This is a genomic window from Roseobacter sp. HKCC-CH-9208 (assembly GCF_037805125.1).
GTDB lineage: Bacteria > Pseudomonadota > Alphaproteobacteria > Rhodobacterales > Rhodobacteraceae > M30B80.
Window position 1 is genome coordinate 1,052,501 of record NZ_JBBLYK010000001.1, and the last position, 19,647, is coordinate 1,072,147.

General features: G+C 56.2%; 21 protein-coding genes and 1 tRNA gene (1 of these 22 running past the window's edge). 13 read left to right on the plus strand and 9 right to left on the minus strand.

Features of this window, described 5'->3' with window-relative positions:
- Window positions 1–628, minus strand: partial view of a protein-methionine-sulfoxide reductase catalytic subunit MsrP gene (gene msrP, locus AAC621_RS05225; protein ID WP_340256346.1) — the 5' portion only. 278 nt of this gene lie to the left of the window's left edge; the window shows 628 of its 906 coding nt (coding positions 1–628); its start codon is at window positions 626–628; its stop codon lies off the left edge, out of view.
- A gap of 304 nt (window positions 629–932) precedes the next feature.
- On the opposite strand from msrP, the gene AAC621_RS05230 reads away from it, so the two are divergent.
- Complete coding sequence (locus AAC621_RS05230) at window positions 933–1,415, plus strand: fasciclin domain-containing protein (RefSeq protein ID WP_340252849.1); 483 nt, start codon at window positions 933–935, stop codon at window positions 1,413–1,415.
- Between the two features lie 58 nt (window positions 1,416–1,473).
- Here AAC621_RS05230 and clpB read toward each other — a convergent pair whose 3' ends face one another.
- The gene (gene clpB, locus AAC621_RS05235; protein ID WP_340252851.1) at window positions 1,474–4,089 is read right to left on the minus strand and encodes an ATP-dependent chaperone ClpB; all 2,616 of its coding nucleotides are present in this window, start codon (window positions 4,087–4,089) and stop codon (window positions 1,474–1,476) included.
- Window positions 4,090–4,206: 117 nt separating this feature from the next.
- Window positions 4,207–4,980, minus strand: a complete 774-nt coding sequence (locus tag AAC621_RS05240; RefSeq protein WP_340252853.1) for a hypothetical protein — start codon at window positions 4,978–4,980, stop codon at window positions 4,207–4,209.
- Window positions 4,981–5,124: 144 nt separating this feature from the next.
- Between AAC621_RS05240 and pyrF the strand changes: the two genes are divergently transcribed.
- Together pyrF and AAC621_RS05250 are read left to right on the plus strand one after the other, a co-directional pair.
- The gene (gene pyrF / locus AAC621_RS05245) at window positions 5,125–5,820 is read left to right on the plus strand and encodes an orotidine-5'-phosphate decarboxylase (RefSeq protein WP_340252855.1); all 696 of its coding nucleotides are present in this window, start codon (window positions 5,125–5,127) and stop codon (window positions 5,818–5,820) included.
- Window positions 5,821–5,831: 11 nt separating this feature from the next.
- Window positions 5,832–7,085: a DNA polymerase IV gene (locus AAC621_RS05250; protein ID WP_340252857.1), complete on the plus strand. Its 1,254-nt coding sequence runs from the start codon at window positions 5,832–5,834 to the stop codon at window positions 7,083–7,085.
- Here AAC621_RS05250 and AAC621_RS05255 read toward each other — a convergent pair whose 3' ends face one another.
- Window positions 7,086–7,970 carry an N-formylglutamate amidohydrolase gene (locus AAC621_RS05255; protein ID WP_340252859.1) on the minus strand — a complete coding sequence of 295 codons (885 nt, stop codon included), beginning with the start codon at window positions 7,968–7,970 and terminating at the stop codon, window positions 7,086–7,088.
- A gap of 174 nt (window positions 7,971–8,144) precedes the next feature.
- On the opposite strand from AAC621_RS05255, the gene AAC621_RS05260 reads away from it, so the two are divergent.
- Window positions 8,145–8,219, plus strand: a tRNA-Val gene (locus AAC621_RS05260).
- Window positions 8,220–8,282: 63 nt separating this feature from the next.
- Entirely contained in the window at window positions 8,283–8,408 is a 126-nt protein-coding gene (ykgO, locus tag AAC621_RS05265) for a type B 50S ribosomal protein L36 (protein ID WP_012177066.1), read from the plus strand.
- Window positions 8,409–8,477: 69 nt separating this feature from the next.
- Here the strand turns inward: ykgO and AAC621_RS05270 are convergent, their stop codons facing one another.
- Window positions 8,478–9,005 (minus strand): DUF4329 domain-containing protein, encoded by a 528-nt coding sequence (locus AAC621_RS05270; protein WP_340252861.1) that lies wholly within the window; start codon window positions 9,003–9,005, stop codon window positions 8,478–8,480.
- A 267-nt stretch (window positions 9,006–9,272) separates the two neighbouring features.
- On the opposite strand from AAC621_RS05270, the gene AAC621_RS05275 reads away from it, so the two are divergent.
- Window positions 9,273–10,316 carry a saccharopine dehydrogenase gene (locus AAC621_RS05275; RefSeq protein WP_340252863.1) on the plus strand — a complete coding sequence of 348 codons (1,044 nt, stop codon included), beginning with the start codon at window positions 9,273–9,275 and terminating at the stop codon, window positions 10,314–10,316.
- Window positions 10,317–10,329: 13 nt separating this feature from the next.
- On the plus strand, window positions 10,330–11,472 hold the full coding sequence (locus tag AAC621_RS05280; protein ID WP_340252865.1) for a saccharopine dehydrogenase family protein: 1,143 nt from the start codon (window positions 10,330–10,332) through the stop codon (window positions 11,470–11,472).
- Here the strand turns inward: AAC621_RS05280 and AAC621_RS05285 are convergent.
- From AAC621_RS05285 to AAC621_RS05300, 4 genes are read right to left on the minus strand one after another with little or no spacing between them, the layout of a single operon-like run.
- Complete coding sequence (locus AAC621_RS05285; protein ID WP_340252867.1) at window positions 11,469–12,197, minus strand: SDR family NAD(P)-dependent oxidoreductase; 729 nt, start codon at window positions 12,195–12,197, stop codon at window positions 11,469–11,471. The two genes, AAC621_RS05280 and AAC621_RS05285, sit on opposite strands and share 4 nt — an antisense overlap.
- A gap of 30 nt (window positions 12,198–12,227) precedes the next feature.
- Window positions 12,228–13,466 carry an MFS transporter gene (locus tag AAC621_RS05290; protein WP_340252869.1) on the minus strand — a complete coding sequence of 413 codons (1,239 nt, stop codon included), beginning with the start codon at window positions 13,464–13,466 and terminating at the stop codon, window positions 12,228–12,230.
- Window positions 13,466–14,230 (minus strand): DUF1365 domain-containing protein, encoded by a 765-nt coding sequence (locus tag AAC621_RS05295; RefSeq protein WP_340252871.1) that lies wholly within the window; start codon window positions 14,228–14,230, stop codon window positions 13,466–13,468. The genes AAC621_RS05290 and AAC621_RS05295 overlap by 1 nt, the downstream gene beginning before the upstream one ends.
- A gap of 12 nt (window positions 14,231–14,242) precedes the next feature.
- The gene (locus AAC621_RS05300; protein WP_340252873.1) at window positions 14,243–15,535 is read right to left on the minus strand and encodes an NAD(P)/FAD-dependent oxidoreductase; all 1,293 of its coding nucleotides are present in this window, start codon (window positions 15,533–15,535) and stop codon (window positions 14,243–14,245) included.
- Between the two features lie 337 nt (window positions 15,536–15,872).
- On the opposite strand from AAC621_RS05300, the gene AAC621_RS05305 reads away from it, so the two are divergent.
- From AAC621_RS05305 to AAC621_RS05330, 6 genes are all read left to right on the plus strand, one after another.
- Window positions 15,873–16,388 carry a sigma-70 family RNA polymerase sigma factor gene (locus AAC621_RS05305; protein WP_340256349.1) on the plus strand — a complete coding sequence of 172 codons (516 nt, stop codon included), beginning with the start codon at window positions 15,873–15,875 and terminating at the stop codon, window positions 16,386–16,388.
- Window positions 16,385–17,044: a ChrR family anti-sigma-E factor gene (locus AAC621_RS05310; protein WP_340252875.1), complete on the plus strand. Its 660-nt coding sequence runs from the start codon at window positions 16,385–16,387 to the stop codon at window positions 17,042–17,044. The genes AAC621_RS05305 and AAC621_RS05310 overlap by 4 nt, the downstream gene beginning before the upstream one ends.
- A gap of 70 nt (window positions 17,045–17,114) precedes the next feature.
- Window positions 17,115–17,981, plus strand: coding sequence for an MBL fold metallo-hydrolase (locus AAC621_RS05315; protein ID WP_340252877.1), 867 nt, complete (start codon window positions 17,115–17,117; stop codon window positions 17,979–17,981).
- On the plus strand, window positions 17,978–18,193 hold the full coding sequence (locus AAC621_RS05320) for a hypothetical protein (protein WP_340252879.1): 216 nt from the start codon (window positions 17,978–17,980) through the stop codon (window positions 18,191–18,193). The genes AAC621_RS05315 and AAC621_RS05320 overlap by 4 nt, the downstream gene beginning before the upstream one ends.
- Window positions 18,194–18,200: 7 nt before the next feature.
- Window positions 18,201–18,851: an RluA family pseudouridine synthase gene (locus tag AAC621_RS05325; RefSeq protein WP_340252881.1), complete on the plus strand. Its 651-nt coding sequence runs from the start codon at window positions 18,201–18,203 to the stop codon at window positions 18,849–18,851.
- A 112-nt stretch (window positions 18,852–18,963) separates the two neighbouring features.
- Window positions 18,964–19,617 carry a peroxiredoxin gene (locus AAC621_RS05330; protein WP_340252883.1) on the plus strand — a complete coding sequence of 218 codons (654 nt, stop codon included), beginning with the start codon at window positions 18,964–18,966 and terminating at the stop codon, window positions 19,615–19,617.
- Window positions 19,618–19,647: the final 30 nt, after the last annotated feature.

The following is a 19,647-nucleotide window of genomic DNA, read 5'->3' on the forward strand; positions in this document are numbered from 1 at the left end:
CCACCAAACGGATCGGCGCGCCGTTCTGATTGGGGATAGGGCGGCCATAAATGCCCGTGGCCATAATCGTCAGCGGATGCATTGCCTCGTCTAGGCGCAAACCCTCGCGATACGGCCAATCCAAAACAGGGTAGCGCAGGCCAGGCATCTCGTCTGGTCGCATGACAGTTTCAAACGCCACATGATTTGCGCCCTCCTGAACACCGACCCGTGTCAGAATATCCGCAAGTTCGATCCCATTCCATGGAATGACCATCGACCACGCCTCGACACAGCGAAAGCGATAGATACGTTCCTCAACCTCAAGACCATCAATCAACTCGGCCAGATCATAGATTCCAGGGTTGTCGACCAACCCATCCACCTCAATCGTCCAAGGCGATGTTGTTAGGCTGCCTGCATTATTAGCGGGATCCTCTTTGCCTGTGCCGAATTCGTAGTAATTGTTATAAGAAGTAATCTCTTCCCAAGAATTCGGGACAAGCTCCTGCGCGTTTGCCCGACCAAGGCCAAGGGCGGTTGCACCAATCAAACCTGCCGCACCTGCCATGATTTGGCGGCGGTTGATATAGGCCGCATAAGGCGTGGCATCTGCAATGCTCAGATCATTTGTCCAACGTCTTGCCATCAACTTACCCTTTCTGTCGTCACGTTTTGCGAGGAACATGGCCGCAGATGCGCCATTTCCCAAGCCTTGTTGCACGATCTCACGAAACTGTTTGCAACGCGTGATCGCAATTTCATTCACATAGGCTCACACGCAATCACATCAAATTTATTGGAAGATCAAAATGCGCCGCGCTTAGGCGCGATACGCCGCGCGTCAAGTCACGCGCATTCACATCTGCACTATTTTTATCTCTATTTTTACATATATTTCTTAGCGAGACGGCAAGCTGAATTTTAACCCCACATTGATTACGAGGCTAACCATGTTCAAACGCACTGCACTTGCACTTGCCACAACCGCAGCTTTTGCCACTTCGGCTTTTGCGATGGGTCACTCGAAGGATATCGTAGACACGGCCGCAGCCGCAGGCAGCTTTGCCACGCTTCTGGCTGCTGCCGAAGCCGCGGGTCTGGTTGAGACGCTGAAAGGCGAAGGCCCTCTCACCGTTTTCGCACCAACGGACGAGGCGTTTGCCGCCCTGCCCGAAGGCACAGTTGAAACCCTGCTCTTGCCAGAAAACCGCGATCAGCTTGTCGCAATCCTGACCTATCACGTGATCGCAGGCGCGGTGATGTCTGGGGATCTTTCTGATGACATGACTGCCGCAACCGTTCAGGGCGCTGATATCACCATCGACCTCGATAATGGTGTGATGGTCAATGACGCCAATGTTGTTACCGCCGATATCGAAGCGTCAAACGGCGTGATCCACGTCATCGACAAGGTGATCATGCCTCCAATGTAATCCGCAGCACGGATTGCGCATAAAGAAGGCCCCGCAAGATGCGGGGCCTTTTTCGATCTTAATGCACCACGGCATCATCAGGTTTGGGGCGATTTGTGGCCGCCACCCTGTCACCGATGATCAGCCCATCCGCGCCTGCACTGACACCAACCCGCGCGCCATCCTTGACCTCACCGGCCAAGATCATCTCTGCCAACGGGTCTTGCAGGCTACGTTGGATGACCCGCTTCAAGGGCCGCGCTCCAAAGACAGGATCATATCCTTCGGAGGCCAACCAATCCTTGGCCGCATAATCCAGATCAACGGTGATTTTACGCGCAGCGAGGCGTTTCGCCAAAAGCCCAAGCTGGATTTCAACAATCCCACCCATATCTGCGCGGCCCAAGCGATCAAACACAATCATATCGTCTAGGCGGTTTAAGAACTCGGGGCGGAAATGTGCCCGCACCGCATCCATCACATCGCGCTTGGCGCCTGCAATGTCCCCACCATCTGGCAACTGACTGAGCGCTTGCGCCCCCAAATTTGACGTCAACACAATCAAGGTTTGTTTGAAATCAACGCGCCGCCCTTGGCCGTCAGTCAGGATACCGTCATCCAAGACCTGCAACAGGACATTGAACACCTCGGGATGTGCTTTTTCGACCTCATCAAAGAGGATCACCTGATAAGGTCTGCGCCGCACGGCTTCGGTCAGAACACCGCCTTCGTCATATCCGACATAGCCCGGAGGCGCGCCGATCAAACGGGCAACCGCGTGTTTCTCCATGAATTCGGACATATCAATCCGCACCATGGCCTGATCATCGTCAAAGAGATATTCAGCCAAGGCTTTGGTCAATTCGGTTTTCCCTACACCCGTTGGCCCAAGGAATAGGAATGACCCAAGCGGGCGATTTTCATCCTGAAGCCCTGCGCGCGCGCGGCGCACCGCACGACTGACGGCAGAAACCGCCTCGCGCTGGCCGATGACGCGGCGGCCAAGCTCCTCCTCCATCCGCAAAAGCTTTTCCCGCTCCCCTTCCAACATTTTGGACATGGGGATCCCCGTCCAACGCTCAACCACGGCGGCAATTTGCTCGGGGCGCACAGCCTCTTCGACCATGACATCTTCTTCGGCATTCTCAGCCTCGGCCAATTGCCGATCGAGATCAGGGATCACCCCATAGGACAATTCACCTGCACGACCCAAATCGCCCCGCCGTTTGGCCTGATCTAATTCAGCCCGCGCCTGATCAAGCGCCTCTTTCAGCTTGCGCGCTGCATCAAGCTTGTCGCGCTCGCCCTGCCACTGCGCCGTCATTTGCGCAGATTGCTCCTGCAAATTGGCCAATTCTTTCTCAAGCTTTTCCAACCGTTCACGGCTAGCGCTGTCTTCTTCTTTCTTGAGCGCCTCAGCTTCGATCTGCATTTGCAGGATTTGACGATCAAGCGCGTCTAATTCTTCGGGCTTACTGTCGACCTCCATCCGCAGACGGCTTGCTGCCTCATCAACAAGGTCAATCGCCTTATCGGGCAAGAATCGATCCGTGATATAGCGGTTCGACAAGGTCGCCGCGGACACAAGCGCCGCATCTGAGATCCGCACCCCGTGGTGAAGTTCATACTTCTCCTTGATCCCGCGCAGGATAGAGATTGTATCTTCCACCCCGGGTTCTTCGACCATCAAAGGTTGGAACCGCCGCGCAAGCGCGGCATCTTTCTCGACATATTTGCGATATTCATCAAGCGTGGTTGCACCCACGCAATGAAGTTCGCCACGGGCGAGCGCAGGCTTGATCAGGTTGGCCGCATCCATGGCGCCATCAGATTTGCCCGCCCCCACCAAAACGTGCATCTCGTCAATAAAGAGGATGATTTCACCAGATGCAGCCTCGATTTCTTTCAAAATCGCCTTCAGCCGTTCCTCGAATTCGCCGCGATATTTTGCGCCTGCGATCAGCGCCCCCATATCCAAAGCCATCAAACGCTTGTCGCGCAGGCTTTCGGGAACGTCACCATTGATGATGCGCAAGGCAAGGCCTTCGGCAATCGCGGTTTTCCCGACACCCGGCTCTCCAATCAGAACGGGGTTATTCTTAGTGCGGCGGCTGAGAACCTGCATCGCGCGGCGGATTTCCTCATCGCGCCCGATGATCGGGTCAATCTTCCCGTCCCGCGCGGCTTGCGTCAGATCCCGCGCATATTTCTTGAGAGCCTGATAGCCATCTTCAGCCGAGGCGGTATCAGCCGTGCGACCCTGACGGATGTCATTGATCGCAGCGTTCAGGGATTGAGCATTGACCCCGCCCGCCTCAAGCGCAGATTTCGCTGGCGATTTCACAAGGGCCAACGCGGTCAAAATCCGCTCAACAGGCACGAAACTATCGCCCGCTTTGGTGGCAAGCTTTTCGGCTTCGTCCAAAACCTTTAAGGTTTGGCTGTCTATATAGACCTGCCCCGCATCCCCTGTGACTTTGGGTAATTTGGCCATGGCGGCATCATTAGCGGCGCGCACTTCGCGCGCATCGCCCCCGGCCTTAGTGATCAGATTGCCTGCCATACCCTGCTCATCGTCAAGCAAGGCTTTCAGCATATGCTCTGGTGCCAATTTTTGGTGATCTTCGCGCTGCGCCACTGTTTGAGCGGCCTGAATGAACCCGCGCGCACGGTCTGTGAACTTTTCAAAGTTCATCGTCTGTCTCCTTCATCTAAGCACCCGTCTCGCACCACCCGCTTTGCGGCATGATGCATCTTTCGGGCCTTCTCTTTAAACTTGGGAGGTCAGCGCGCTTTGTTCAAGGGTTAAGGCTCAATCGCGAATGCGTTCTGACAAAAGTTTTGCGGGCCTCAATCGCTCCGCCGCCTCAAAGAGCGAGAATGTTTGGTTGACGTAATTTGTCACTGCGGACCGCTCATTCATATACCCCATCAATTCGGCTGTGCGGGCCGCCTCAACCAATTGCACTGCACGGGCGGGGTCATGGGTTTCAAACTGGACATAAAATAAAGGCTCCCCCCGCCTCAGCACCAAATCTTTCTCCGTTTGGTGCCATTCGAACGCCCACATCAGCGGACGCGGCCAAATATGCAGCGGAAACCGCCCCCCAAAAATCGTGCCTGGAAGGGGGTCTGTGCGGTAGTGGGCAAACGCGGCCAGTTGGGTCAGATAGATCGGCTCATCCGCAATGAAGCAGTAGGGAAGAGCAAGCTGAATGCTCGGGCGATCAGCATAGCGCCATTCCGCCTCGGACACCAAGGTCACCACTTGGGCAATCTTATTGCCACGGATTGTGCTGCTTGTGCCTGCGCGATTGATCAACACGGCCTTCCCGTCTTTGTCACGCCCAAATCCTAAATGCAGATCATAGGGACAGCGCACCATAAAGTAGCGGCTTTCCATCTGCACCACCGCAGGGCAGCGCGTTGCTGATTTTGCATGCGCACGGTTGGCCCCACGAGCGGCCACGCGTTCAGGCGCCTCAAAAAGCACTGCCCCTTTTTCTTCGGTCAAAAACCACCCCACACGCGCAGGGCCCTGTTCGGGCTTTGCCTCGTCACGCGACACTTCAATCGACAAACTCATGATCTGACGTTACATCCAGTTTAGCTAGTTTGAGAATGCAGGTTGCCGAAGGGCGCGTCAATGCTGCCTTGGTCGGGCAATTGACCCACGGGCCAACCATCGCTACCACGGGACGCGACCCCAACCCATGAATAAGGACGTCCAATGACCGCTGCATCTGACCGCTTGATTGTTGCCCTTGATGTGCCCCATGCGGTGGCGGGTTTAGAGTTGGCCGCCAAGCTCGGCAATGCAGTCAGCTTTTACAAAATCGGCTTGGGGATGCTGACGGGCGGCGGGCTTGCCTTGGCGCAAGAGCTGAAAGACGAACACGGCAAGCGCATCTTCCTTGACATGAAGCTATTCGATATCGGCGTAACAGTCGAAGCGGCGGTGCGCGGGCTTGCGCAATTCGACCTCGATTTTCTGACTGTGCATGGTGATCCCCATGTCGTGCGCGCGGCAAAAGAAGGGGCTTCTGGACACAAGACCAAGATTCTGGCTGTGACCATCCTCACCTCATTGGATCGCGCGGATTTAGACGCAAGCCTGATCACCGCAGGCGACATTCCCGATCTGGTCACAACCCGCGCTGCGCGTGCCTTTGAAGCGGGGGCAGATGGGGTTATCGCCTCACCACAGGAGGCCGCAATGATCCGCGCCCTGCCCGAGGCCGCAGGACGCCTCATCGTCACCCCAGGTGTGCGCCCCGCAGGCAGCGCGCTTGGCGATCAAAAGCGCGTTGCCACACCAGCCCAAGCCATCGCGGATGGTGCCGATCACATCGTGGTGGGGCGCCCAATCTGGCAAGCCGCCGACCCCGCTGCAGCCGCCCGCGCCGTGTTGGCAGAGATTGGCTAAGGGCGCCGCCCATGCCCGCCCTCTGCCGCGATTGTCTGAGCGAGTTTGAGGCAGGCAGCCGCTGCCCCGACTGCGGGCGGCCAAATGTGATCTCCCATCCTGAACTGTTCAATCTATCCATTGCGCATATGGATTGTGACGCATTTTACGCTTCGGTGGAAAAACGGGACAATCCCGATTTAGCAGATAAACCCCTAATCATCGGAGGCGGGCGGCGTGGTGTCGTCTCGACTGCCTGTTATATTGCCCGCATCCGTGGCGTGCGCTCTGCCATGCCGATGTTTCAGGCTCTTAAACTTTGCCCTGACGCGGTGGTGCTGCGCGGGCGGATGTCGCATTACGCGGCAGTCTCGCGCGAAATTCGCGCATTGATGAACGAACTGACCCCCGCGATTGAGCCGTTATCGCTTGACGAGGCCTTTTTGGATCTCTCGGGCACAGGCAAATTGCATGGTCACCCGCCCGCTGTGATGTTAGCGCGCTTGGTCAAACGAATGAAAACCGAATTGGGACTGACAGGGTCGATTGGCCTCAGCCATAATAAATTTCTGGCCAAAATCGCCTCTGACCTCGACAAGCCACAGGGCTTTGCGGTGATTGGCCAAGCGGAAACACAGGATTTCCTGACTCAAAAGCCCGTGTCGATGCTATGGGGAATTGGCGCAGCCGCACAGGCGAATTTGCAGGCGGCGGGCATTCACAAAATCGGTGATCTGCGGCGTTGGCCCAAAGATGAATTGGTCGCGCGTTTCGGCGCATGGGGCGCGCGGCTGCATGATTTGTCTTTCGGACGGGACAACCGCAAAATCTCGGCCACGCGCGAGGTGAAATCAATCTCAAACGAAACCACCTTTCCCAATGATCTTCGTGATCCTGATTTGCTCGATGGACATATCTGGCGTCTGGCAGAAAAGCTATCGGCACGCGCAAAGGCGCAGGGGCTTGCAGGGCGTGTTGTGGTATTGAAATTGAAAACTCACGATTTCAAAACGCTGACCCGCCAGACCGCTCTGCCTGATGCTACGAAAATGGCAGACCGCATTTATGCGCAAGCCGCGCAATTGCTTGCGGCTAATCTGAAATTTGCGCCCTTTCGACTGATCGGTTTGGGGCTGGGGGATTTGATCCCCGAAGCTCAGGGGGATCGCGCAGGCAATCTGCTTGACCCACAAGAGGCCAAACGCCTCCAAGCGGAACGCGCCTCGGATGAAATTCGTAAAAAATTTGGCGATCAAGCGATCGTAAAGGGCCGCGCGCTGCGGTGATCACTCAGCGGCGAGGGGCTGCGCGTCAGTTTCCTTAAAGGCCTCAATGACCTTCGCCAAAGCCGCTGTGACCCGCATACGGGTATCTTCGAACCCACCATTTTGGGCAATCACAGCCTCATCCATATAAAGAGCACGGTCAATTTCGATTTGCACAGCATGAAGCCCGCGGTTCGGCTTGCCATAGGCTTGGGCGATATACGCCCCTGCAAAGGGCGTGTTGCGCGCCACAGTGAACCCTTGCTCTTCAAAGGCGGTGTGGACAAGGTCAACAATCTCACGATCTGCGGCACCACCAAACCGATCCCCTAGAATGAGATCGGGGCGCTTACTTTTGCTACCCACCAAAGCGGCGCCTAAGGCGTCATGGGGCATGGAATGCATATCCAGCAAAATAGCGCGGCCGAATTGCGCGCGCGCCGCATCCATCAAATCACTCAGACAGGCGTGATAGGGATGCCAAACACGGGCCAGACGCGCCTCAGCCTCAGCGCGGGTGATCTTACCGCGATAAATGCTGCACCCATTGGCCACCACGCGCGGAATCACCCCAAGCCCTGCCGCAATGCGTGGCGATGCCGCCCCCCGCGCCACCCCAAATATGACAGCGGGATCCAATTCATCCGCATTGCGATTGAGATCAACATAGGCACGCGGGAATCGAGCCTTTAAAAACGGAACCCCAAATTCAGCAGTGCGTTCTGCCAATAGATGCACAAACGCATCTTCGGAACTGCGGATTTGGTGAGGGTCAATATCAATCGCGCCCAGAAACTCTGCGGGATAGACATCACCAGAATGCGGTGAAGCCACAACAACAGGGGCCAGATGCACCTCTGGCAAGGTCAAATCATAGGCGGGACTGCTATTTTGTGCGTTTCTCATGTGTTGGATATAGCCCAGTTCTGGAAAATACCAAAAGCCCTTGAACCGCCCCGCGATTCCTTTTAAAGACCGCGCTACTGCGGAACGGGCTTGGCTCGTGACGTCCGTTTTTCTGTTTCATTTGGCTTTACCTTAAGGCCGCGTGGAAAAAGCGGTGCGATCCGTAACGACATCGGGCGGTTAGCTCAGCGGTAGAGCACTACGTTGACATCGTAGGGGTCACTGGTTCGATCCCAGTACCGCCCACCATCGGCACAATCCCGTGCCAAACGAACAAAGGCGCACCGCCGCGCCGCGAGAAGGAGAAGACCCATGAAGGTCAAGAATTCGCTCCGTTCGCTCAAGCAGCGTCACCGCGATTGCCGCGTCGTGCGCCGCAAGGGCCGCGTCTATGTGATCAACAAGACGCAGCGCCGCTTCAAAGCCCGTCAGGGCTGATCCAAGCGCAAGAGCTTATGATCCAATGAAAAACGCCGCCCTCTTTTGGGGCGGCTTTTTTCTTTGGGCCTACCAACCAGATTGGCGATCTTCTAATTCGTCCAAACTATAGCTGTCTTGGATTTGATCCGAGACATCCTCACGATAACGCGGATCTTGGCCCATGCAATTCGGCCCACAGATCAGATAGGCAACCCAATCCCCCCCGTCATTGAACCATAGCCGCCCCCCCGGTGTGGCGACATATCCATTGACGCCTTCGTCTATGTCGCCCGCGAGATCCTCAACGGACGGCACCTCACTATCGGCATCAGGATCATAGCCTGCATGGGTGTGGAAGGATGCCGTAACTTCAACAAAGCGGCTTTCATCCCCACGCGACAAAAAGGAATCCGATGTCCCCCGTGTCACCTCGGTCGCCATATAGGTGCCATCGGGCATCAGGCCAATATAGCCGCAATATTCACGATTCTCTGCGAAAGATCGGCTTTGCAGTTCTAACAATATCTCGCGCGCCGCCTCCATCTCGCCCGCAGGTTGGGCCGTGGCCATGATCGGACAAAGGCCAAAAGCCCCAAGCATCACTATGTGCCGCATCTTCATTTTTCATAAAATCCCAAGAAACCCCTCTTGTCGCAAATCTGCGGCCCGCGCCAAAATTGGGCAAGTTTTCTGCGACACGGCACACCAAAAGGCCTCACAATTCCCCACAAAGAGGCATAAAAAACACAACAAGAGCGCCGCAGATACGATGCTGCGCCGTCTTGCAACTCGCCCGCGCATATGCGCTTTTGTGCCAAAAGCGCGGTTGTCGCAAAATGCTGGCTCGCCTAAAGACAGACCCGCATTTGGAAGGAAGAGGGCATGACACATATCTGGCTGCGCGCAGAAGAACGCGAAAGCGAGGAGCGGGTGGGACTAACCCCAGAAGGCGCTGCCGCACTGATCGCCAAAGGCATGAAAATTACGGTTGAAAAAAGCCCTGCGCGCGTGATCCCTGTTGAGGGGTATATCAAGGCAGGCTGTGCAACCGCACCCTTTGCCTCATGGGCAGATGCACCCCAGGATGCGATCATCTTTGGCCTCAAAGAATTGCCAGAAACCGATCACCCCCTGCACCATCGCCACATCATGTTCGGACATGCCTATAAGGGACAGCCTGCAGGACAAAGGTTGTTGAAACGATTCAAGGCGGGCGGCGGCACGCTTTACGATTTGGAATATCTGGTCGATGAAAATGGCCGCCGTGTAGCCGCCTTTGGATATTGGGCGGGGTTCGCGGGCGCGGCGTTGTCGCTTAAGGCGCTTATTGCACAACCCAAACTCATGGGGCCGATCCAAGGCTATCCCAACAAAGACGCTTTGATTGCCGAATTGCAGCGTGAGATGACAGCCATTGATCTGCCCCGCGCCATCATCATCGGCGCCTTGGGGCGGGTCGGGACAGGCGCGCGCGATCTTTGCGCGGCACTTGGCATTCCAGTGACTGCTTGGGACATCGCAGAAACGGGCTCAGGCGGGCCATTCCCAGAAATTCTGGATCATGAAATGTTTCTCAACTGCATTCTCGCGGATCCTTCTGTGCCCGTATTTGTGCCGCGAAGCGCCAAAGAGGCCCCGCGCGCGTTGCGCGTGATTGGGGATATTGCCTGCGATCCAAGTTCCGATTTCTCGCCAATCAAGGTCTATGATCATGTCACCACATGGGGGGAACCTGCGTTGCGGGTGCATGATGTGCCACCATTAGATGTCATGGCGATTGACAATCTGCCCTCTCTCTTGCCGCTAGAAAGTTCGGAAGATTACGCCGCGCAGCTTTTGCCATCTTTGCACGGGTTGGGGGATTTGACCCAAGGCGTGTGGGGCCGCGCCAAGGCCCGCTTTGACCACCATATCGCACAAGTTTAAGGGAGTTTAGATCATGACAATTCATTGGTGTGGAACAGGTCTGTCCTCCATTCCAGGCCTGCGCCATCTGATTGAAACCGAAGGCGATGTGGTCGTGTGGAACCGCAGTGTCGACAAAGCCAAGGCAGCTGTGGGGGATATCGCAAAAGACATCCGCGCGTTTGATATGGCAGCCCTCACCGAAGCCACAAAAAAGGGCGATGTGGTTATCTCAATGCTGCCTGCCGATATGCATGTGCCGCTTGCCACAATGGCGATTGCGGCAGGGGCACATTTTGTCTCCTCCTCCTATATCGCACCTGAGATGCGCGCATTGGATGAGGCGGCACGCAAGGCTGGGGTTTGCGTTGTCAATGAGGTGGGCCTTGACCCGGGCATCGACCATTTGATGGCTCATGCCCTCATGCATGACTATCGCAACAGTGCTGCTTTTGACCCGAAAAATGCCCATGATTTCATCTCTTACTGCGGTGGAATTCCCAAAATCGCGAACTCGTTTCGCTACAAATTCAGCTGGTCGCCGCTTGGCGTTCTCAAAGCACTGCGGTCGCCTTCGCGTTCCATTGCCAATGGCAAAGAATTAAACGTCTCGCGGCCTTGGGATGCGATTTCGCACTACACCGCACCCCTTGAAACGCCAGAGGAATTTGAGGTCTATCCAAACCGCGACAGTCTGCCTTTTATGGCCGAATACGGGTTTGAAGCCGATTGGAATGTGCAGCGGTTTGTGCGCGGCACTTTGCGTCTTGCTGGGTGGTCTGAGGCATGGGCGCCCGTGTTCCGCGAAATCGAAACCCTCGAGGGGGCGGCGGGCGATGCGCGGCTGCGCGTGATGTCTGACCAATTCTGGCGCGAAAATTCCTATGAGGCCGATGAGCCAGACCGCGTTGTTTTATGCGTCTCTCTCAAGGCGGAGGTCGCGGGGACTGCGCGGTGGCACAAAACCTATGTGATGGATGCATGGGGCGATGCGCGCGGCACAGCGATGGCGCGGCTTGTCTCAACCCCTGTCGCACTGGCCGTCAAAGCGGCAATCACAGGGGCCGTGCCTGCGGGCGTGTCCGCTGCGCCGCATGATATCGGGCTTGTCCGCGACTGGATGGAGGTTGTGGGAACCCTTGCCCAAAGCCTGTCTGTGGTGGACCATCTCGCCTAGAAAATGCGGTAGTAGAGCCAATCGGGGAAGAACTGACTGACCCTGAAAAACGCCCCAAAGCCCCATGGAAAACTGCAACTGAATTTCTTGCGCCGCATATGGCGCAAGAAAATATCTGCCGCAGGGGCGGGATCCATGATGAACGGCATGGCAAAATTGTTCTTATCGGTCAGCCTCGTGCGGATGAAACCAGGGTTGACCAGTTGCACCGCGACATTGCTGCGCCGCATATCCACACGCAGGGATTCCGCCATATGCATCACCGCTGCCTTCGATGGGCCATAGCCCGTGGCCGAAGGGAGGCCACGAAAGCCCGACAGACTGCCCGTGATGACGATATGACCTGCATCCTTTGCCACGAATTGCGGCACGACATGGCCCAAGACGCGCGCCGCACCCATGACATTGATATCCATCATCGCCAAGACTTGGTCACTATCCCAAGCACTGGCATGCATCGGCCAATAAACGCCTGCAAGATAGACCATCCCATCTATATCGCCGACATCCCGAGCGGCTTTGGCCACGCTTTGCGCATCACTGACATCCATGGGCACAACCCGAGATGGGCCGTTTAGGCGTGTCGCAACCTCGTTAAGCCGCGCCTCAGATCGGGCGGATAAGATCACCTCCGCGCCTGCGCCAGATAATTTCTCAGCCAAGGCTGCACCCAACCCTTCGGATGCGCCGACAAGCCAATATGTCTTTCCTGCAAAATCTCGCATAAAAACCCCATCTCTCTCGCGAAAGTAAACCTAGCGCGCGCGTTCTTGTGGCAAAGGTGTGATACTCAGAATCGTGATCGCAAGCAGCTTGAGCGCGCATGGAACCGCCGCATAGAGCAACACCAAGCGCGACAATGCCGCTTCGGGATTGGCCGCGCCCGCCTCAAACCCTGCGGCCTCCAACAGGGGCAATAGGGTGACGGCGGCGAAGGCCAAGGTGAATTTGGTCGCGAAGGACCACAATCCGAAGGCTGCGCCCGCCTCGGGTGCGATTTTGGACAAATGATGCGAGAAAATGGCAGGCAGGATCGTCAAATCTGCCCCAAGCGCCATTCCCGAAGCCAAACAGATCAAAGCAAAAGCGACCACATCGCCCGCCCCCAAAGCGAGGGTGAAGGCGAAGGCCAAAATCGACAAAGCCATGCCAAACAGCAATACAGGCTTGGCCCCAAAGCGCGTGGCGGCCCGTGTCCAAAATGGCGCGGACAGGGCGGCAGCGAGAAAGAACAGCAACAAAAGCGGCCCCTCCCATCCAAGGGCCTGCAACACCCCTTCAACGTAGAACAGGAAAAGGGTGGAGGTCACCGCGACTGGGGCGGCATTGATCAAAGCAATGCCCAACAAACGCCGCGCCGTCTGATCGCGCAAGATTGTGCCAAAGGCGGTTGGCGGTGTCGCCGCCCCCTGCCCCCAGTCAGGGCGCATCAACACATAGGCAAGGGCGCAAAGACCCACAAAGCCAATCGCAAAACCTGTAAACGGGTTGGGCAAGAAGCTTGCCAATGCAATTGGGGCAACTGACGCCAAGCATACCCCCAACAACCCCCCCGTTTCGCGCCATGTGGCAAGGCGCAAATGACCATCTGTTCCAAGCCGTTCGGCGGTTTGCACACCCTCGGCGTAAAAGCAGATCGTGAGGAAGGAGAAAGACGAGAACAATCCGATTAAGGTCAGCGCAAACCACCACACGGGGGCAATCGGCGGCGCAATGGCAAAGAGGCCATACATGGAGGCAGCAAGAATCGTCACAGCCCCCGCCACCATGCCCCTCCGATAGGCGCGGGTGGTGCGTGCCAACCATCCCAAAGCAGGGTCTTGCACCACATCAAATAACCGCAAGCCGAAAAGGATGCCCCCGAGCGCCGCAAGGCCCAAGCCATATTCATCGACATAGAATTTCGGGGCATGGATATAAATGGGCAGGCCCGCGCTCGACAGCATGGCGGCAAAAACTGCGTAGCCCGCCAAGGGCGCGCTGCGCTTAGCCATCAAGACACCTCGCGTTCGGGCGGCTCAGGGCGCGGACGATAGGGCGCGCCCTTGATCCATAATTTCAGCGCCTGCCAATGGATCAGGCCCAAAACCCTGCGCGACCCAAAAGGCCGCCGCCATAAGGCGCGCAAGATATCGCCATTGCGCAACGGACGGCGCGCGCCGGTCAGCGTGGCATAAAGCCCCTCATTGCCTGTGGCGTAATCAATGAAAATCCCTACCCGATCCGCACGAATATCAAAGCGGAATTCATAAGCGCCCTCAATTTCTTGGAAGGGCGAGACGTGGAACATCTTTTTTGCCCGCAAAATATCGTGACGGGTGATTTCCTCGAGATCTTCGCGATGGCAAAGATAGGAATGCCGATCACCGAAAGTATTAGACACTTCGGCAATGACAACGCGCAAGCGCGCTTGGGTATCATAGGCCAACCAAAAACTGACAGGGTTGAACACATGGCCCAAGAGACGCGGCTGCGCCAAAAGCATCAGCTTGCCTTGGGTCTGCTCGGCCAATCCATGCGCGGCCAAAACAGCGCGTGCCCAACTGGCCCCCGCTCCGTTTTTGGGCGCACCGCCGTGGTCAAGATCCCGTAGGGCTGCAAGATTTCCCTTGTTGCGGCCAAACAATGCGGGGGCAATCAGATCATCCACCTCTGCATCAAGCATCACGTAATCAATGGAATATCGAAACGCATTTTCCACAGCGCCCCTGCGGCCATGAAATGTTTCGCCTGCGATATAATCCACCGATGATGACACTGCTTTCTCCCGTCAGGCCGCCGCAACCATGCGATCCCGTTCGGCCATGGCATTGACCACATCAATCGCACTGGCCAACCCATCCTCGTGGAACCCATTTTTCATCCACGCCCCGCAGAACCAAGTGTTTCCAGTGCCATTCATGGCCCGCACTGTGCCTTGTGCGGCTAATGCGGCCAAATCATAAACGGGATGACGGAAGGTTGCTGTGTCATAGATCAAATCATCTGCAATCTCTCCACGGCTGTTCAATGTCACAAACAGCGGGTCAGATTTTGGGATGGGTTGCAGGCGGTTCATCCAATAGGTCAGATCAATTGGGCCACCGCTATAGCCTGCGCGCTCGGTGTAATTCCAACTTGCCCATGTGACTTCGCGCAATGGCATCGCGCGGCGATCTGCGTGCAACACCATTTCATTGGGCTGATAGCGGACTGCACCAAGGGCGGCTTGTTCTTGCGCGGTTGGGTCCGCCAAGAGCGCCAAACTGTCATCAGAATGTGTTGCAAAGACCACATCGTCAAAGCGCTGCCATTGGCCATCACGGCGGATCTCAACACCGCCCGCCACGCGCTTGACCTTGTCCACGCCTGCATTGGTGACGATGGTCACCCCACGCTCGCTCAACGCGCGCTCAAGCCGCGTGACATATTCAATAGAGCCGCCGTGCACGGTCCACCATTGATGTTGGCCTGACGCTTGCAGCAAGTTGTGGTTCTGGAAAAACCGCACAAGGGCCTGGGCGGGGAAATCCATGATCTCCTCTTTTGGGGTCGACCAAATCGCGCCAGAAATTGGGGTCAGGTAGTAATCGCGAAACCACGCGCCCATACCCAACTCATCCATGAACTCGCCCAAGGTTTGCGAGCTGTCATTGGCCAAACTGGCCGCCTGCGCGTTAAAGCGCATGATGTCAGCCAACATGCGCAGATATTGCGGCCGCATAAGGTTTTTGCGTTGCGCGAATAGGGCCTTGAGCGAATGCAGGCCATATTCAATCGCCCCGCCCCCGATTGAGGCCGCAAAACTCATGTCACTCCCGACAACAGGAACCTGCAGCTCTTCGAACAGACGCACCAAATTGGGATAGTTGACGTAGTTGAATACGATGAACCCCGTATCAACAGGCTGATCGCAGTGGCGGCCTGCAACCACAGTGCGCGCATGCCCCCCAAGGCGGTTCTCCGCTTCAAACAAGGTTACATTGGCATTTGGCGCAAGGTAATAGGCGGCCCCCATCCCTGAGATCCCTCCCCCGATGACGGCCAAAGTGTGAGGGGGGGCGGGAGGTGTTTCAAATGGCACGGATATTTCCCTTGTTAGTGTTTTTTCTCTGTCTAGCCAAGTTTACGCCCCCTGTCGCGCCTTGGATTAAAAATTGCCTCAATTTTTTCTAAGTGTGCGCCAAAGTTCGAAGGGCGGACGGCCCTCACGATAATTTTTTGATCCAACCCTGTAACCTGCGCGTAACCGTGATATGCTCGACCTTGATGTTCATAATTTGACGGCAGGTAACCCTCGCGATGCACATTGCGCGCAAGGTCGGCATGAGTCAGCCCCCGCTGATGCGGCGCCGCTGATGTCAACACCGCTGACCCCTCCCCCCCTCAAGGCGCAGTCCTGCGAATGGATCGCCGAAGTGATGGCGATTGCGCAAAATCGTGATCAAGCGGCCTTTGCTGCTTTGTTTCGGCATTTCGCCCCGCGCGTGAAAGCCTTTTTGATCAAGTCAGGCGCGGATGAGGCGCTCGCGGAAGAATGTATGCAGGATGTGATGGCCACTTTGTGGCGCAAAGCACATCTGTTTGATCCCGCGCGGGCCTCGGTCGCGACATGGATTTTCACCATTGCGCGGAACCGCAAGATTGACCTGTTGCGCAAATATGCACGACCAGAGCCAGAAGATTTACCATGGGGGCCAGAGGCAGAACCCGACCAAGAAGATGTTCTTGCCCTCCAACAAGAGAGCCGCAAACTGGCCGAAGCCCTCAAAAGACTACCTCAGAAACAAAGAGTTTTGATCGAAAAAGCCTATTTTGGGGATCTCAGCCATGGCGAGATTGCAACAGAAACAGGCCTGCCCCTTGGCACGATCAAATCGCGAATTAGGTTGGCGCTAGAGAGATTGCGTCATAACATGAGCCAAGCGACCAAATGACCGAAGTAAAACATCATATCAGTGACGACTTTTTGATCGGCTACGCAGCAGGCAGTTTGCCTGCGGCTTTCGACCTTGTTGTTGCCACTCATGTCTCGCTCAGTGATGACGCCCGCGCAAGGCTGCATGCCTTTGATGCGGTTGGCGGCTGCGTCCTAGACGAGATGGACGAGGCCCCCCTTGCAAAGGACAGCCTTTCCAAAACCCTGAGCCGTATAAATGAAAACGCCGCATCAGAGGCGGCCAGCCCGCAAAATCAAACTCGGCCAGAAGATGGCATTTTCCCTGCCCCGCTGCGCGATATGATTGGGTGCGATCTGGCAGATGTGAAATGGCGCCCGATTGGGATGGGCTGCAAGCAAGCGATTATCAGCGAAGGCAAGGATGCCACCGCGCGGCTTTTGTTCATTCCAGCGGGCCAAGCGATGCCCCGCCACACACATCGCGGAACCGAAATGACCTTGGTGCTTCAAGGGGCCTATCGTGATGAAACCGACCGTTTCGGGCGTGGTGACATCGAAATTGGCGATGAAACCATGAACCACACCCCCGTGGCTGAGGCGGGCGAAGATTGCATCTGTCTGATTGCCACCGATGCGCGCCTGAAATTTGAAGGCCTCTTGCCGCGTATCGCGCAAACATTCCTGCGCATCTGATCAACTGGCGGCTTTCCATTCACGCCCTGCTTGGCTAGGCAGGGGCGTGAACAGGCGAAAGGGCGCTCTCATGTCCAACAAAGTCGTGCTTATGGGTGTAAAAGGCGGGCCTGCAATTCGCCCCAATGGCCCAATGCCCACCTCTAGCTTAGTGGAGATTGCAGGGCGCAGCTGTGTTGTAGATTGCGGACTTGGCGTGTCCAAGGGGCTTGTGCAGACAGGGCTTTCGCTCAAATCTCTTGATCTGATTTTCATCACCCATCTTCATTCAGACCATATTTTGGAACTGGGTGGATTGATCCACACCGCTTGGACATCTGGCCTTGCCACCCCTGTCCATGTTTACGGCCCCAAAGGCATTGGCGCAGTATGGGAGGGGTTCCTTGCGTCTCTCGCTTTCGACATTGATCTACGCATTGATGATGAGGGCCGCCCCGATTTGCGCGGGTTGGTGACGATCACCGAATATGATGAGGGCATCGTGGCAAATCTGCAAAATGGCCTAGTGGTGCGCGCGTTGCGGGTTGATCACCCCCCCATTCTTGATTGCTTTGCGCTACGCTTTAACAGCCCTGACTGGTCAGTCTGTTTTTCGGCCGATACCGCGTATTTCCCGCCTTTGGCCGATTTCGCCCGCGGATGTGATCTCTTGATCCACGAAGCCATGCTTGAGGCAGGGGTGGATCGCTTGGTCGCCCGCACCACGGGCGATGGCGCAAAACTCAAAGCGCATATTGTGCGCGCCCATACAGAGGCCCGCGATGCTGCCAAAATTGCACAAGCTGCTGGCGTGCCGCGTCTGGCCCTGCACCACCTTGTGCCCGCAGATGACCCTGAGATTACCGCCGATCACTGGCGCGCGGCCTGTGCAGATGCGTTTTCAGGCGAAACCATCATCGGTTACGATGGATGTGTGATAGAGGGGCCAAACTCATGAGCAAAAAGCGCAAATTCGGGCCAGATCGTGCCGAGCTTTGGTTTCGCTTCTGCTTTTCCTTGGTGGGTGTGGCCGCGCTTGGCGGTGCTGTCGCGTATCGTGGCCTGCCATCTGGCCCCGCAATGGCGGAGATTGGCATCATTGCGGGTGGGTTTTTCTTGGGCAGCGCGATTTGGTCAGCATGGCGTTTGATCACGCGCGATCATCCCTAAGCCTCCCATGACCGAATTCGTCTACAGCCCCCCAAACACGCCTCTTGAATTGATCCATGAGGATCATGAACTGCTGGTCGTCAATAAGCCCGCAGGTCTTTTATCTGTTCCAGGCAAGGGGGAACATCTGAAGGATTGCCTGATCACCCGCCTGCAAGCCGCCTTTCCTGAGGCCCTGTTGGTGCATCGGCTGGATATGGATACCTCAGGCGTGATTGTCTTCGCGCGCACCCCCGCCGCGCAGCGCCATTTGGGGCTGCAATTTGAAAAGCGGATGATGAAGAAATCCTACCTCGCCTTGGTCTGGGGCCAAGTTGACGGCAAAGAGGGCGTGATTGATCTGCCCCTGATTGTGGATTGGCCAAACCGCCCCTTGCAAAAGGTCTGCCACGAGACGGGTCGCGCGGCCGTGACGGAATGGAAGGTCTTGCGTCATGACGAGACAAGCACCAGGATGCGGCTGCTCCCCCAAACGGGCCGCTCGCACCAATTGCGCGTCCATATGCGGGAATTGGGACATCCAATTTTGGGCGATCCGTTCTATGCTAAAGGGCCTGCACGCGACTTTCCGCGCCTCATGCTGCACGCAGAAACCCTGCGCCTGCGCCACCCTGATGGCGGGCGTGGCATGACCTTTCGTGCGAAAAACCCGTTCTAGGAACTGCGGCGCTTTGTCATGCCAAAATTAGAATAATTCTAAAATTGGTTCGTAAGGCGCGAGGTAGCTTTCCTATATCAAGGGGGTATCGGCAAAAAAAGGAACCTCCCCCATGGGCCTACGTATCACTGACATTGTCCCCAATCTTGAACTGACCACCGATCACGGCACCTTTAAATTCCATGATTGGATTGGCGATCAATGGGCCATTTTATTCTCCCACCCCAAAGATTTCACACCCGTCTGCACCACGGAATTCGGCGCAGTCTCGCAGCTTGGCGCAGAATGGGCCAAGCGCGGCACCAAAGTTATTGGCCTTTCCGTGGACAGCGTGGAAGAGCATGGCAAATGGAAATCAGACATTGAAAGCTTTGCTTCCGCCAAGGTCGAATTTCCAATCATTGCAGACCTTGATCTGACCGTGTCCAAAGCCTTTGATATGCTGCCAGCCGAGGCCTACCTGCCCGATGGTCGCACCGCCGCAGATAGTGCAAGCGTGCGCTCGGTCTTCATCATTTCGCCTGACAAGAAGGTGCAATTGATCATGACCTACCCCATGTCGGTTGGGCGCAATTTTGCGGAAGTTTTGCGCGCTCTGGATGCGTTGCAAGCCACCTTCGGGCAGCCAATTGCGACACCTGCAAATTGGCAAAATGGCCAAGATGTGATTGTGGCGCTCTCGCTCAATGACGATCAAGCGCGTGAAAAGTTTGGCGAGATTGATGTGAAATTGCCTTACCTACGCACCACGAAACAGCCAAGCTAATCAGAAAAAAGCCCCCAACATTTGGGGGCT